At 37.6% G+C, this 14,800-nt stretch carries 12 protein-coding genes; 5 read left to right on the top strand and 7 right to left on the bottom strand.

The window, feature by feature from the left end:
• Nucleotides 1-2 precede the first annotated feature (2 nt).
• The 4 genes from IGJ93_RS00935 to tgt all read right to left on the bottom strand — a co-directional run bounded on the left by IGJ93_RS00935 (nucleotide 3) and on the right by tgt (nucleotide 4,996).
• On the bottom strand, nucleotides 3-101 hold the full coding sequence (locus IGJ93_RS00935; protein WP_071868761.1) for an L-rhamnose mutarotase: 99 nt from the start codon (nucleotides 99-101) through the stop codon (nucleotides 3-5).
• Between the two features lie 361 nt (nucleotides 102-462).
• Nucleotides 463-3,060, bottom strand: coding sequence for a bifunctional acetaldehyde-CoA/alcohol dehydrogenase (gene adhE, locus IGJ93_RS00930; protein WP_086270544.1), 2,598 nt, complete (start codon nucleotides 3,058-3,060; stop codon nucleotides 463-465).
• Nucleotides 3,061-3,373: 313 nt separating this feature from the next.
• Nucleotides 3,374-3,751 (bottom strand): preprotein translocase subunit YajC, encoded by a 378-nt coding sequence (yajC, locus tag IGJ93_RS00925; protein ID WP_067483326.1) that lies wholly within the window; start codon nucleotides 3,749-3,751, stop codon nucleotides 3,374-3,376.
• A 99-nt stretch (nucleotides 3,752-3,850) separates the two neighbouring features.
• A complete protein-coding gene (gene tgt, locus IGJ93_RS00920; RefSeq protein WP_067483328.1) occupies nucleotides 3,851-4,996 on the bottom strand; it encodes a tRNA guanosine(34) transglycosylase Tgt in 1,146 nt (381 codons plus the stop codon).
• A 211-nt stretch (nucleotides 4,997-5,207) separates the two neighbouring features.
• Between tgt and IGJ93_RS00915 the strand changes: the two genes are divergently transcribed.
• A complete protein-coding gene (locus IGJ93_RS00915) occupies nucleotides 5,208-5,921 on the top strand; it encodes a DUF975 family protein (RefSeq protein ID WP_067483330.1) in 714 nt (237 codons plus the stop codon).
• 63 nt (nucleotides 5,922-5,984) lie between these two features.
• On the opposite strand, the gene IGJ93_RS00910 is transcribed toward IGJ93_RS00915, so the two are convergent.
• The 3 genes from IGJ93_RS00910 to queA all read right to left on the bottom strand — a co-directional run bounded on the left by IGJ93_RS00910 (nucleotide 5,985) and on the right by queA (nucleotide 11,153).
• A complete protein-coding gene (locus IGJ93_RS00910) occupies nucleotides 5,985-8,627 on the bottom strand; it encodes a cation-translocating P-type ATPase (RefSeq protein WP_285701188.1) in 2,643 nt (880 codons plus the stop codon).
• A 698-nt stretch (nucleotides 8,628-9,325) separates the two neighbouring features.
• On the bottom strand, nucleotides 9,326-9,709 hold the full coding sequence (locus tag IGJ93_RS00905) for a DUF7006 family protein (RefSeq protein WP_067483334.1): 384 nt from the start codon (nucleotides 9,707-9,709) through the stop codon (nucleotides 9,326-9,328).
• A 412-nt stretch (nucleotides 9,710-10,121) separates the two neighbouring features.
• Entirely contained in the window at nucleotides 10,122-11,153 is a 1,032-nt protein-coding gene (gene queA / locus IGJ93_RS00900) for a tRNA preQ1(34) S-adenosylmethionine ribosyltransferase-isomerase QueA (RefSeq protein ID WP_095803357.1), read from the bottom strand.
• Between the two features lie 212 nt (nucleotides 11,154-11,365).
• Here queA and IGJ93_RS00895 point away from each other — a divergent pair, with 212 nt between their 5' ends.
• From IGJ93_RS00895 to IGJ93_RS00880, 4 genes are read left to right on the top strand one after another with little or no spacing between them, the layout of a single operon-like run.
• Nucleotides 11,366-12,541 carry a betaine/proline/choline family ABC transporter ATP-binding protein gene (locus IGJ93_RS00895; protein ID WP_067483338.1) on the top strand — a complete coding sequence of 392 codons (1,176 nt, stop codon included), beginning with the start codon at nucleotides 11,366-11,368 and terminating at the stop codon, nucleotides 12,539-12,541.
• A gap of 3 nt (nucleotides 12,542-12,544) precedes the next feature.
• Nucleotides 12,545-13,186: an ABC transporter permease gene (locus tag IGJ93_RS00890; RefSeq protein ID WP_067483340.1), complete on the top strand. Its 642-nt coding sequence runs from the start codon at nucleotides 12,545-12,547 to the stop codon at nucleotides 13,184-13,186.
• Nucleotides 13,183-14,103, top strand: coding sequence for an osmoprotectant ABC transporter substrate-binding protein (locus IGJ93_RS00885; RefSeq protein ID WP_071868719.1), 921 nt, complete (start codon nucleotides 13,183-13,185; stop codon nucleotides 14,101-14,103). Before IGJ93_RS00890 ends, IGJ93_RS00885 begins: the two co-directional genes overlap by 4 nt.
• A 4-nt stretch (nucleotides 14,104-14,107) precedes the next feature.
• Complete coding sequence (locus IGJ93_RS00880; protein ID WP_067483344.1) at nucleotides 14,108-14,767, top strand: ABC transporter permease; 660 nt, start codon at nucleotides 14,108-14,110, stop codon at nucleotides 14,765-14,767.
• Nucleotides 14,768-14,800: the final 33 nt, after the last annotated feature.

Raw genomic sequence — 14,800 nt, 5'->3', positions numbered from 1 at the left:
ATTCAAACTTCAAATACAGGAGTTAGTTCTTGTGCCACAGGCGAATCCTCGTCATTGGTTTCCATAAAAGGAGCCATATACGTCCACCATTTTTGGTTAATCGGCGTTCGAGCAAAGTCTTCCTATAATTTTTCATCTGCGATTTCTAATTGAGAAAAAATATCTAAAATTGCTCTTATGTTTTAAATTTTTACATATCCTAATAATTTATAGCTAAGTGATCCTTGAAATGTTTCTCTCTTTTTTGTTAGACAAGGATTTTTTCAAAGTAATTCTAAAGGTACATATTGGAACACATATTTTTATCTTTACATAAAAAAATTGTCTGAATGAGAGAATCATCCAGACAAACTTATATGAATCAATATGATTTTAAATCCCCCACACAAATTTGAGCGGAAATTTGTGTGGGGGATTCATGTAGCGAACAGCTGCCAGCCGTACGCTAACTAGTGGTAATTATTAAGCTTTGTAAGCATCAATAATGATTTGTTTTAATTCACTAATTAATGGTTCTTTTGGATTAGCAGTTGTACATTGGTCTTCGTAAGCTAATTCAGCCATACGATCAACTGTTGTATCAAGTGTTTCTTGTGTCACACCTTGTGCTTTCAAGTTCATATCGATACCTACGTTTTGACCTAATTCATAAACAGCTTTTGCTAATGCATCTACTAATTCAGCAGTTGTTTCGCCTTTTAGACCTAAGAATTTAGCAATATCTGCATAATCTGTATCTGCACGGAAGTAGTCATATTTAGGGAACATTGCGTGTTTTTGTGGATCTTTCGCATTGTAACGAATAATGTGTGGTAACAAGATTGCATTTGTACGTCCATGAGGAATACCATATTCTCCACCAATTTTGTGGGCGATTGAATGACAAATTCCTAGGAACGCATTTGCAAACGCCATACCAGCCATCGTTGACGCATTATGCATTTTTTCACGTGATTCCATATCAGGTGTTTTTACTGATTTTTCTAAATAATCAAAGACTAACTTGATTGCTTGCAAACTTAAACCACGAGTGTAATCAGATGCCATGACAGATACATATGATTCAATTGCGTGAGTCAAGACATCCATACCAGTATCTGCAGTTACAGAGGCAGGAACTGACATAACAAATTGTGGATCAACAATTGCAACATCTGGTGTTAATGCATAGTCTGCTAATGGGTACTTAACATGTGTGTCGCTATCAGTGATAACTGCAAATGGCGTTACTTCTGAACCTGTTCCTGAAGTTGTTGGAATACATACAAATTGAGTTTTTTCAGGTTTTGCAATTTTGTACGTACGTTTACGAATATCCAAGAATTTTTGTTTTGCTCCAAAGAAAGAAGTATCTGGGTGTTCATAGAACATCCACATTCCTTTGGCAGCATCCATTGCAGATCCACCACCTAATGCGATTACTGTATCAGGTTTAAAATCAGCCATTAGTTTTGTTCCAGCGTAAACAGTATCTGTTGAAGGGTTTGGCTCAACATCAGAGAAAACTTCAATTTTTACGTCGTTTTTACGGCGAGCAAGTACTTCACGAACTGTATCACAGTAACCAAATTGGACCATTCCTGGGTCACAAACGATCATGACACGTTCAACATTTTCCATTTTTTCTAAGTAAAGTAATGAATTCTTTTCAAAGAAGATTTTTGGTGGTAATTTGAACCATTGCATGTTATTTCTCCGTTTCGCTACAGTTTTGACGTTGATTAAGTTGACAGCAGATACATTACGAGAAACAGAATTTTTACCATAAGAACCACAACCTAAAGTTAATGAAGGAATCATTTCATTGTAGATATTACCAATTCCGCCTTCAGCTGATGGTGTGTTAACTAGAATACGACAAGCTTTCATTCGTAAACCAAATTTCACGTGTAAATCTTCATTTTCTGAATGAATAACAGCTGTATGTCCTAGTCCACCAAGATTTAACATACCTTCACATAATTCAAATGCATGGTCTGTATTGTTTGCTTTAACCATTGCTAAAACTGGTGATAATTTTTCACGTGAAAGTGGGTAATCAGCACCTACACCTTCTAATTCAGCAATTAACATTTTTGTTCCTTCTGGTACTTTGATACCTGCTAATTTAGCAATTTCCATTGCTGAATGTCCAACGATTGCTGGGTTAACAGCATACTTACCTTCATTCATCACTGCATCTTCTAATTTTGCTAGTTCGCTTGGTTTTACGAAGTACACTTGATGCGCTTGAAATTCTGCTTTTACAGCTGCATAAATTTCTTTATCAACAATTACTGCTTGTTCAGACGCACAAATCATTCCGTTATCAAATGTTTTTGATACGATCAAATCGTTCACTGCACGTTTTACTTTTGCTGTTTTTTCAATGTATGCTGGCACGTTACCTGGTCCAACTCCTAAAGCTGGTTTCCCAGTTGAATAAGCAGATTTAACCATTCCTGCTCCACCTGTTGCTAAAACAATTGCAATTCCAGGATGGTTCATCAACATTGAAGTTGCATCAATTGATGGATGCTCGATCCATTGGATACAGTTTTCTGGTGCACCAGCTGCGATTGCCGCATCACGAACAACACGTGCTGCTTCTGCAGAAGATTTTTGTGCACTTGGATGGAAAGCAAACACGATTGGATTTCTTGTTTTCAATGCAATCATTGATTTGAAAATCGTTGTTGAAGTTGGGTTAGTCGTTGGTGTTACACCACAAACAACTCCGACTGGTTCAGCAATTTCGATTAATCCTTTTTGAACGTCCTCATTAATTACACCAACTGTTTTATCATGTTTAATGCTATTCCAAATATACTCTGAAGCATACATATTTTTAATTGCTTTATCTTCATAAATACCACGACCAGTTTCTTCAACTGCCATTTTTGCTAGAGGCATATGTTGATCTAAGGCAGCCATTGCCATTTCATGTACGATATGGTCCACTTTCGCTTGATCAAAGTCTTCCATTTCCTTTAGGGCTACATTTGCTTTTGTTGCAAGATCATCGATCATTGCTTGCACGTCGATCGTTTTTACTTGTTCTTTTTCCAATGTCTTAGCCATTGTCTTCCTCCTAGTGGGTATCACATTTGTTTGTTAATTATTTCACATATGTATCATACAATAATTTATTTTAGTTGTAAATAGTTTTTTGTGATTTTTTTCACAGTTTTAAAACCAAAGATAAACCTTGATATTATAAAGTTATTTAGCTATAAGCATTTTTTGAACTATCTAAGAAAAAAATATTTTTTATTTATCAATCACGTTCACTATTGAACTTATTTTCTCGCTTTTGATTTTCAAATAAAAAAAGAGACACAACTAATTAATTAGTTGTGTCTCTTCAGATGAAAAATAATTATAGAATCTATGCTTATTTCTCGTCTTTGTTTTCTTCAGAAACTTCTTCTGTTACTTCTTCAGTGATTGTTTCTTCTTTTGTTTCAACTGGTTCTTCGATAGTTGTCACTGTAGCATCGTTTTCTACAGTCACTCCTGGTTTAACCGTTTTGATTGACGCACGGTCAAACTCTAAGAAGATACCTTCACAGTCTAAAACGACTGTGCGTTTGTCTTCATCGATTTCTGAAATTACGCCATGCAAGCCACCAATTGTAACAACTGCATCGCCTGGTTTCATACTATCTAACAAGTTTTGACGTTCTTGTTGTTGTTTCTTTTGTGTACGTGACATAAAGTACCACATTGCTAACAACGCAACGAACATCACAATCATTGGTAATGATCCCATTTTTTTCACCTCACTCAATCTATCTACAAAAAACACTTTAGCATAAAAAGTACTATCTACACTAGCTTTTTACCTAAATTTCACATAAAAGTCATGAATTTAGAAACTCTTAGCATTTTCTTTGTTAAATCCGTATTCTTCAAAGAAGGCTGCTCTGAATTCTAATAAGTTATCATCCATGATTGCTTGACGAACTTGTTTCATCAAATTCAATAGGAAATAAAGATTATGATAAGAAGTTAAACGAATACCGAATGTTTCATCACACTTGATTAAATGACGAATATAAGCACGAGTATAGTTTTTACATGTATAACAATCACATTTTTCATCAATTGGACGAAAATCATGTGCATATTTTGCATTTTTAACAACTAAACGACCTTGCGAAGTCATACAAGTTCCATTACGTGCGATTCTTGTTGGCAATACACAGTCAAACATATCTACTCCACGAATTACTCCATCAATCAAGGAATCAGCTGCACCAACCCCCATTAAGTAGCGTGGTTTGTCTTCTGGAATTAATGGTGTCGTAAATTCTAAAACACGGTTCATGTCTGCTTTTGGTTCCCCAACAGATAATCCTCCGATTGAATAGCCTGGGAAATCCATGCTAACTAAATCTTTCGCACTTTGACGACGTAAATCTTCAAATCCTGCCCCTTGGATAATTCCAAATAGACCTTGTGTTGCTGGATTTGCGTGAGCTTTTAGTCCACGCTCTGCCCAGCGTGAAGTACGCTCTACAGATTTTTTCACGTAGTCATAGCTTTCATCGAATGGTGGACATTCATCAAAACTCATCATGATATCTGAACCCAATTTATTTTGGATATCAATTGCTTTTTCAGGTGATAAAAACATCCGAGAACCATTCAAATGATTTTTAAAATGGACCCCTTCTTCTTCAATGTTACGCATATCACTTAATGAAAATACTTGGAAACCACCAGAATCGGTTAAAATCGGTTGATCCCAATTCATAAATTTATGCAAACCACCAGCTTCAGCGACTAGATCTTCTCCAGGTCGCAACCACAGATGGTACGTGTTACTTAAAATGATTCCTGCACCCATCTCCTTTAATTCTTCAGGAGACATAGTTTTTACTGTCGCCAATGTTCCGACAGGCATGAACATGGGAGTTGGAAAAGTACCGTGTGGCGTAATAATTTCACCTAAGCGGGCACCCGTATGTTTTTCTTTTTTGATTAAACGATAGCGAATGGCAGGTTGTGACATTCAATTCCCTACTTTCTCTATAAAATAGCGTTGACAACTCACACAATCATAATCGTTTCGGCACTTTTTTGCAAGAGTTTATCTATTGTTTCTGTTCTATTTAATCCTCTTTTTTTAGAGACATTTCCGGAATAATCAATGCAAGATGAAAGGCAAAAAAGTGAATCTTTGTTATAATAATTTTAACTTATGGAAAAGGAGTGAAAAATAGATGAAATCTTCTGCTGAATTAAAATCACAAGCTAAGGCTAGTTTGAAAGGTCGTTGGGGGCAAGCGGTATTATTGAATTTGATTCCGTCGTTAATTGCTATTGCACTTATTCTTTTGATTCTTGTACCATTCATCTTGTTTATTGCAAGTATGTCAGATGTTTCAAGTATCCAGGAAACGATTGCTAATGATAATGGTGGATCTGGTGCTGGCGGTGGTAGTGGTGGCGGAGTTGTTTCCGGCATTATTAGCGCATTGTTCATGAGTGGTATTTCTTGGACTTATCTTGATGTATTACGTGGACAAAAATCACAAATCGAACCATTTAAAGATGCATTTCGTGGATTTTCAGGTATCTTTATCGGTGGCGTAATCGGTTTAGCCATTTTAATTTGGTTATTCACCACATTATGGACATTGTTGCTTATTATCCCTGGGATTATCAAAAGTTATTCTTACTCTCAAAGCTACTTTATCTACTACGACACGATTCAAGAAACAGGTCAAAAACCTCGTGTGCTTGATACGATTACAGCAAGTCGTAAGCTAATGGATGGTTACAAAGGGAAATTGTTCTGGTTGGATTTGTCGTTTATCGGATGGCACATTCTTGCATTAATGACTGCAGGAATCGGCTATTTATGGTTGAATCCATATATTACAGCAACAAAAGCTGCTTTCTACAATGAATTGCCTAAAGATGTTGCTTACTAAACTAAACAGGTACACAAAAAAAGCTGCGGTCAATACCGCAGCTTTTTTGCTACACTTTTTTATTTATTCTTCTTCATCATCCACATCTGGCAGTTGATGGAACTTAATCAGCTCACTCACTGCAATTGGTGTGACTGATAAAATGAAGACTAGCAACCAATGATTCAAACTAATATGAACAAGTCCAAAAAGTTCTTGTGTGAATGGGAACAGTGCCATTGCTGTAGTAATTACTACAGCTAAGACGGCCATTTCTAATAGCGATTTATTGGAGGATAGACTTACCTTAAATATTGATTGACTACTTCTCACATTAAAAACATGCAAAATTGAAGAATAGGCTAAGACTAGGAAAGCAACCGTTTGACCAACTTCTTGACTAGCATCAACCCAAGGGCTAATTGTGTCAACAAAACTTCCTAGATAGTAACCAAAAAGTGTTACAACGGTAAACACACTTGCGTTCACTGCAATTTTTTGCCACAATCCACGTGCAAAAATCCCCTCATTTCGCGGTATTGGCATTTGATCCATAATTCCTGCTTCCGCCGGTTCCCTTCCTAGTGCAAATCCTGGTAGCCCATCAGCTACTACGTTGACAAATAGTAATTGAACTGCCGTAAATGGCGCACCCCAACCTAGAAGCATCGCAATCAACACAATGAAAATTTCTGAGATATTACAGCTCAAAAGAAAATTAATCGCTTTTCGAATATTTTGATAAACAGAACGGCCTTGGCTAACTGCATCAACAATCGTTGCAAAATTATCATCCGTTAAAATCATATCTGAAGCACTTTGAGCTACATCCGTCCCAGTGATTCCCATGGCACAGCCAACGTCACTTGCTTTCAACGCAGGGGCATCATTTACTCCATCACCAGTCATCGCTACAACTGCGCCTGTTCGTTGCCATGATTTAACAATCCGAATCTTGTCTTCTGGCGTTACTCGTGCATAGACAGACAATTCTTTTACACGTTCATCTAGTTCTTCATCAGTCAACGCGTGCAATTCTGCGCCTGTTAAAGCTTCTGAAGAATGCTCCAAAATTCCAAGTTCTTTTGCAATCGCACTCGCTGTCACCACATGGTCACCAGTAATCATTACTGTTTTGATCCCAGCTTTTTTCGCGCGAGCAATTGCTCCTTTACTTTCTGGGCGAGGTGGATCAATCATGCCAATCAACCCGATTAAACGTAAATCTTTTTCTAACGCTTCTGAACTAATGTCTTGTGGCTCTTCGTCATAGACAGCAAAACCAACTGCAATCACGCGAAGCGCACGTTTTCCGAAACGGTCATTGACAACTGTGGCTTGTTCGATGTCTCCATAACGAAAGCGTGGAGCTAATACGTCAAAAGCACCTTTGGTAATGGAAATATATTTTTTTCCCATCTTATGTACCGTTGTCATCATTTTTCGCTCTGAGTCAAACGGCAATTCTCCAATTCGAGGATAATTTTCTTCCAACTCTGCTTTTGTATGATAGTTTTCTTCCACAGCACGCACAATTGCGCCTTCTGTTGGGTTCCCTTTGATAATCAATTCATCATTTTCTTTTTCAACACTTACATCTGTACATAAGGCTGCCATCTTCAAGACTTCCATTGCACTATCTGTCATAGCATCTTCTGTATCAGTAACTTCATCGCCGCGACTCCAAACTCGACGCACGCGCATTTTATTTTGGGTTAGCGTTCCCGTCTTATCAGAACAAATTACGTTAGCTGTTCCTAATGTTTCAACTGCAGGCAGTTGACGAATAATTGCATGTTTTTTTGCCATTTTCTGAACGCCAAATGCTAAAGTTAATGTCACGATAACTGTCAATGTTTCTGGAACTGCCGCAACTGCTAAAGATACAGAAGTCATAAACATTTCCAGTAGCGGTTCTCCTTGCAACTCACCGATAATAAAAACTAATGCAGCCGCTCCTAATGCAATAAAACTAATTCGTTTACCTAACTGATTCAAGCGAACTTGCAAAGGTGTTTTCTGCATCATATCGCCACTTAATAGTCCAGCGATTTTTCCCATTTCAGTTTGCATCCCAATTGCTGTAACAATTGCTTGACCACGACCGGCAGCTACACTGCACCCTTTAAACACCATATTAATCTGATCGCCTAAAGGTACCTCTTCTTTACTAACATAAGTAGCATCTTTCTCAACCGCTTCACTCTCACCAGTCAAAGCTGATTCTTCTACTCGGAGTTGTGAACTTTGAATCAACCGAGCATCTGCAGGAATGGTTGCACCTGATTCTAAAATCAAAATGTCCCCAACAACTAATTGTTCTGCATCAATTTGTTCTCGTTTGCCATCACGTAAAACCAGTGCCGTCTGCTTATTCATATCCTGCAACGACTCTAATGCTTTTTCTGCATTTCCTTCTTGAACAATTGTAAGTGCGGAGTTGATAACAACGATAGCGATAATCAACAGACCTTCAAATAAATCTCCGTGTTCTGTTGCAAAGGCCGTATAAAAAGAGATCACAGCAGCAACCAATAAAATAATCGTCGTAAAATCTGCTAAACTTCTAAAAAATTTTCTGGCTAATGATTCTTTCTTTGCCTCATCAAAACGGTTAAGTCCCTGCTCCTTGCCCCGCTTAGTTGCTTCTTGCGAAGACAATCCTTGTTCTAGGTTTGCATTTGTTTCTTCTTGGACTTCCCTCACCGTTTTTTTATATTCTTCCATCCTATTCCTCCTTCAATCTTCATTAAATAATAATCCTATATTAAATATAACATCATTTTTTTATTTTTTTCAACTTAATAAACTATTTCAGACAATTTATGAATTTTGTTCATAAAAAAGGCATAGAATCGCAAGCATCTCATTTGCAAACGCTAACATTTCGTGCTACTATATAGGTGTAAGGAAGGAGGATAACATCAAATAAGTTGAAGGATTTCTCGATGAAGTATTGTAAGCAAACAAAGTTGTTAGAAGTACAGGTTTCACCAAGTATACGTGTGAAGTACAAAGCGTCAAACTGATGAAAATAGTGAATGCGTATAAAGAGTTTGGATGATTCGTTTCCCAAAACCAGAAGTAACAAAGATACGTAAAATAAACAATGAACATCTGAAAATTGAATACTAGTAAAAGATGTGTCAATGAGTGTTGAAGATGTAACGAAAACAAGATTTTTTGTTTATCAAGAAGAAATTCAACAAGGTACTTTACATGTATCATGGAAAGTAACAAAAATTCTACTTATTTGATTCCTTCCGAAATACAGAGGCTGGACTTGTCGAGAGTCCAGCTTTTTTGTGTTGTCTACTTCCAATTATCCATGCGTTCTTTTCTCCTTACTAGTACTTCGAAAAATTTGATAGCTAAGAATATTTAGCAAAATAAACACTTCGATTCAGCCACTCTCTACAAAAAATTTAATCACGGCTACCCTCGTCTTCTGCCAAAACATAATTAAGTAACGTGTGAGGCACTGTTTCATTTAATCGGTAGCCCGCTGCTTCTTTATAAAACGTCCAGCTATCTGTTTTAGCTAATTCGAGAATCTCTGCCTCAGTAGTTTTTTCTGATTCCAATTCAAGTAAACTTTGAATGATTTGTATCCGAGCATCTAATATCAGTAGTTGTTTCAACTTGGAGAAAAAATTTTCTGAAGAAATTTGGTCAACCAGATAATAGGCTTCTTTTTTTATTTTATCGTATTCGCGATAAATGAGTGGATACTCGTATTCAGTCATCAACGAAAAATATTGGTCGTATTTATCAAAATAATGGTCGAGGCTTTTATTGGTCAAAAGCATTCCATCAGCTCCTGTCTTTTTTATTTTATTTTTTATAATCGTACCTTTTTCATTTGTATTTTTATTTACCTTTTTCCTAAAAAAAAACTAAATTCATAAAAATTATTATCAAAAAATGGCGGTTGAACAAGCAATTTTTGATACTCTCTGCACAAAAGAAACATTTATATTGAAAATGAAAAACAGACCATTTATTTGATCCAAAAAATACTGTCTTAACATTGATTGATTATTAGCCAAGGAAAATTACTCCAGCTAATTCAATTGCTCAGAGCTAGTTTAAAATTCGGAAAGTAAGCCTCACCTTGCTTATGTGATTCATTAAAAGTGGAAAATAAAAATAAGAGAGTGAATGATCGCTAAGGATCATTCACTCTCTTATTTTTATTCAAACATGTAATTGTCAACCCATTTATTTGACAAACATCGCATCTCCAAAACTAAAGAAGCGGTAACGTTCGTCAATCGCATGTTGGTATGCAGACAGAATTAATTCGCGACCTGCAAAGGCACTTACTAACATCACTAAGGTTGATTTTGGCAAATGGAAATTTGTTGAGAACGCTTGGACGACTTTAAATTCATAACCTGGTGTAATAAAAATTTCTGTCCAACCACTGTCAGCTTTGATTTCACCATTGAACTTTGTCCCAATCGTTTCTAATGTCCGAATAGAAGTTGTCCCTACCGCTACGATTTTCCCGCCATTCTCGCGAACTTGGTTCAAACGTTTCGAAGCATCCTCTGTTAACCGATAAAATTCACTATGCATATGATGATCTTCAATCTTATCTACGCTAACTGGACGGAATGTTCCTAGGCCAACATGAAGTGTCAAGTAGATTAATTCAATTCCTTTGGCTTCGATTTCTTCCAATAATTCTTTTGTAAAATGTAATCCTGCTGTTGGGGCTGCCGCAGAACCATTTTCTTTCGCGTACACTGTTTGGTAACGATCTGGATCTTCTAGGCGTTCTTTGATATAAGGTGGCAAGGGCATTTCGCCCAGCGATTCTAAGATTTCAAGAAAAATTCCGTCATATTTAAACGTAATGATTCGTCCACCATGCTCTAGTTCTTCTTCCACCACAGCTTTTAGTCGACCATCACCAAATGAAATCGTTGTCCCTACTTTGGCACGTTTAGCTGGCTTGATCAACGTTTCCCATGTATCACCTTCTGTATTCGTTAAAAGCAATACTTCTAAATGAGCGCCAGTATCTGGTTTTTCTCCATATAAACGAGCGGGTAGCACGCGTGTGTCATTCATGACCAAGGCGTCCCCCGGGTTCAATTCATCAATAATATCATGAAAATGTTTATCTTCTAACTCCCCTGTTGTACGATTGACCACTAACAAACGTGACTGGTCACGATCTTTTAACGGTGTTTGTGCAATGAGTTCTTCTGGCAAATCAAAATCAAAATCCTCTGTTGTTAACATCTTATCCACTCTTTCTAGTCATTTATCTCAAGCTATTCTAACACTTTTTTAGAGACTTGGCGAACAGCTCAGTTCAAACTTTTTTAGCACACCCCAATCCATATTCCAGTAAAAAATCTCTTCTTTCAAACCTTTCGATTTGTATGTTAACGATTTTTCAGCCATACTAGTTATGTGAAGATTAAAAAAATGATAATTTGAGGTGAGAAAATTTGATTGAATTTCAACATGTATCAAAAATTTATAAAGGAAACAAAGTTGCTGTTGATGACGTGAATCTTTCGTTTGAACAAGGAGAATTTATCTGCTTTATCGGAACTAGTGGTAGTGGGAAAACAACGACGATGCGCATGATAAATCGAATGACTGACCCGTCTAAAGGAAAAATTTTGATTGATGGAAAAAACATCCTAGATATCAATCCGGTTGAACTACGCCGACAAATTGGCTATGTTATTCAAAATATTGGTTTGATGCCACACATGACCATTCGAGAAAATATTACACTTGTACAAAAGCTACTGAAAGTTAGTCAGGAAGAACGTAATAAAACTGCCGAGAAAATGATTGACCTTGTCGAATTACCTCGTGAGATGCTTGATCGCTATCCAAGCGAACTCTCTGGCGGACAACAACAACGAATTGGTGTCGTTCGGGCATTAGCTGCTAATCAAGATATTATTTTGATGGATGAACCATTTGGCGCGCTAGATCCAATTACGCGTGACGCCTTGCAAGATCTAGTGAAAGACTTACAAGAACGTCTAGGGAAAACCATTGTCTTTGTTACCCACGATATGGACGAAGCATTAAAATTAGCAAGTCGTATCGCTATCATGAGTGAAGGAAAAGTGATCCAGTTTGATACACCAGAAAATATTTTACGTAACCCTGCCAATGAATTCGTAGAAGAACTTATCGGTGAAGATCGTTTGCTTCAAGCAAAACCGGACACGACTCGCGTCAACGAAGTCATGTTGAACACTGCCATTACGATTACTCCGGAAAAATCATTGCAAGAAGCAATCAAACTCATGCGCGAAAAACGCGTGGATACCCTTTTAGTAACAGACAACTCAAATGTATTGAAGGGCTTCATTGATGTTGAAACGCTTGACCGAAAACGTGGCAAAGTTTCGAGTGTTGGGGATATTTTAAATCCTAAAGTTTTCTACGTGAAAGAATCCGCTTATTTACGTGACACTTTACAACGGATTTTAAAACGTGGACTAAAATACGTGCCTGTCGTTGATGAACAAAACCGAGTAGTTGGTATTTTAACTCGTGCTTCACTAGTTGATATTGTTTATGATGTGATTTGGGGAGAAGATCAATCTATCACAGATGCGATTGAGTCAACGAAGCCTGTAGAAACAAAGGAGGTCTAGCTCATGCAGCAGTTTTTTAATCAGCATGGCGCCGAAATTTTAACAAAGAGTGCTGAACATCTTTATATTTCTTTTTTCGCTCTAGCACTTGGTATTTTGGTCGCAGTTCCGCTAGGGATTCTCTTAACTCGTTTTCAAAAAGCGGCAACGATTGTGATTGGTATTAGTAGCGCACTTCAAACGGTTCCCTCTTTGGCGCTGTTAGCTCTGATGATACCCTTGCTAGGCGTTGGAAAAACACCCGCAATTATTGCTCTCTTTATTTATTCGCTATTGCCTATTTTACGAAACACCTATATTGGGATGAAAAATGTGGATTGGAACTATCGAGATGTTGCCAAAGGAATGGGCATGACCAATCTGCAGTCCATTCTTTCAGTGGAACTTCCAATCGCGATGCCAACGATTATGGCTGGGATTCGTTTAGCTGCAGTCTATGTGATTGCTTGGGCAACTTTAGCCTCTTACATTGGTGCAGGCGGTTTAGGTGATTTGATTTTTAGTGGACTAAATAATTATCAACCAGATCTGATTTTTGCTGGAACGATTCCGGTAACGATCTTAGCTCTGCTTGCTGATTTCTTACTTGGTTTATTAGAAACACATCTCACTCCGATTGCGCTTAGAAAGGAGAATGATGAATGAAACGACTTAAACAACTCATTTTGCTTTTTGGACTCTCACTCATTCTCGGTAGCTGTTCTTTGCCAGGCTTAGCAAGTAATACGGATGACCAAACGATTTCGATTACTGGTGGCATTACTTCAGAAGCACAAATTCTTGCAGGGATTGTCGCTGGAATGGTTGAACATTATACAGACAAAAACACAACGATTATCAACAATTTAGCAACAACAACGATTAATCACCAAGCTATGATTAATGGGGACGCTTCGATTTCTGCGGCACGCTATACAGGAACGGACTTAACAACTACCTTAGGGCTACCGCCTGAAAAAGATCCTAAAAAAGCATTTGCCATAGTGAAAGAAGAATTTGAAAAACGGTACAATCAAACATGGTTTCCTTCTTATGGATTTGAAAACACGTATGTCTTTCTCGTTCGCAAAGACACAGCTGAGAAATACAATCTAACGAAAGTCAGTGATTTGAAAAATGTAGCGGATGAACTCGTTGCAGGTGTCGATACTTCTTGGATCAACCGTAAAGGTGATGGCTATGATGGCTTCCAAGAAACATATGGCTTTTCGTTTGAATCTATCTTGCCAATGCAAATTGGTTTAGTCTATGACGCTGTTGAAGCAGGAAAAATGGACATCGTATTAGGTTATTCTACTGATGGACGAATTGCAAGTTATGATTTGGTGATGTTAGAGGATGATTTAAGCTTCTTCCCACCTTATGATGCTGCACCGGTCGTCGCAAACCAAGTGTTGAAAGACACGCCTCACCTAGAGGAAGCCTTACAAAAATTAGGTAGTACGATCACTACAGAGGAAATGCAAAAATTAAATTATGAGGCAGACAACAATTTGGTGGAACCTTCTGTTGTTGCCGAACGCTTTTTGAAAGAACATCATTATTTTGAGGAAGGGAAGTGATTGCATGGATAAAATGAATTTATTTCAACAATTCGTCTATTATTTTCAAGAAAACGGCGCCTATGTCTTTAGTCAATTTATCCGTCACTTCTTGATTTCAATTTACGGTGTCTTTTTCGCCGCTGTTGTAGCGATTCCGATTGGGATATTGATCTCTCGTAAACGCAAACTTGCCAATTGGGTCATTCGCTTAGCAAACATCATTCAAACTGTCCCCTCTTTAGCAATGCTTTCTATTTTGATGATTGGACTGGGGCTAGGTGTTAACGTAGTTATTGTTACGGTCTTCTTGTACTCCTTATTACCAATTATCAAAAACACTTATACTGGTATGATCCAAGTAGATAAAAATATTTTGGATGTCGGTAAAGGAATGGGTATGACTGCTCGTCAACGTTTAATCATGGTGGAACTACCTTTATCTGTTTCGGTCATTATGGCTGGGATTCGTAACGCTTTGGTTGTTGCGATCGGAATTACTGCGATTGGTGCATTCGTTGGTGCCGGCGGCCTTGGTGACATCATTATCCGCGGGACCAATGCAACAGACGGTGCTTCAATCATTCTTGCAGGTGCGTTACCAACAGCTTTAATGGCGATCATTACTGACTGGGTACTTGGTATCGTAGAACGACGCTTAGATCCTGCAGCAAAAAAAGCTTAGTGTACGAAGCTGAACAATAGAAAAAAGGCCCTG

Origin of the sequence: Enterococcus sp. DIV0174 (assembly GCF_050529065.1) — a bacterium.
GTDB classification, from domain to species: domain Bacteria; phylum Bacillota; class Bacilli; order Lactobacillales; family Enterococcaceae; genus Enterococcus_B; species Enterococcus_B thailandicus.
Note: the sequence above shows the minus strand (reverse complement) of the source record. Positions and strands in the feature narration are given on the sequence as shown.